At 40.9% G+C, this 479-nt stretch carries 1 protein-coding gene; it reads left to right on the top strand.

The genetic code is table 11. The annotated features are described in order from the left end of the window. Window positions 1–54 precede the first annotated feature (54 nt). The coding region (locus GFC01_RS17995; RefSeq protein WP_152948498.1) for a spore coat protein at window positions 55–479 on the top strand (425 nt) is incomplete at its 3' end.

The following is a 479-nucleotide window of genomic DNA, read 5'->3' as shown; positions in this document are numbered from 1 at the left end:
AGACAAAACCACGCATTCCAGCATTTAATAAAGTAAACGGAAGGAGGAATAGAAATGGATTCTAAACCATATTCTTGGGTCGCTCTAGATCGTAACTGTACACACCACGGACATCACGGACACCACAGACACCACGACGATTGCAACTATGAAAGAAAAGCACTTTGTGACGACTATTATGATGATGAAGATGTCTTACAAGACTTGGATCAAGTAAGTTTCACAAAGCAGACATCTGAAGAAGTCATTATCGTCAGAGACTCTTGTGACATTAACGTCTCTTCTGTTGATGCACAGGTTGCAGCATCTATCCAAGTAGCGATTCAAACAGCGATCATCACTATTACAAATATCTCAATCGCTGACGGTGATTTGGCAGACCGCGTTACGCAGGATCTTTTACAAGCCGCTACTCACAAACAAACAAACCGCCAAAAACTTGTCATCGAAAATTCAAGAAACGTTACAGTATCTACAAT

The organism is Desulfofundulus thermobenzoicus (genome assembly GCF_009428905.1).
Classification (GTDB): domain Bacteria; phylum Bacillota; class Desulfotomaculia; order Desulfotomaculales; family Desulfovirgulaceae; genus Desulfofundulus_A; species Desulfofundulus_A thermobenzoicus.
Note: the sequence above shows the minus strand (reverse complement) of the source record. Positions and strands in the feature narration are given on the sequence as shown.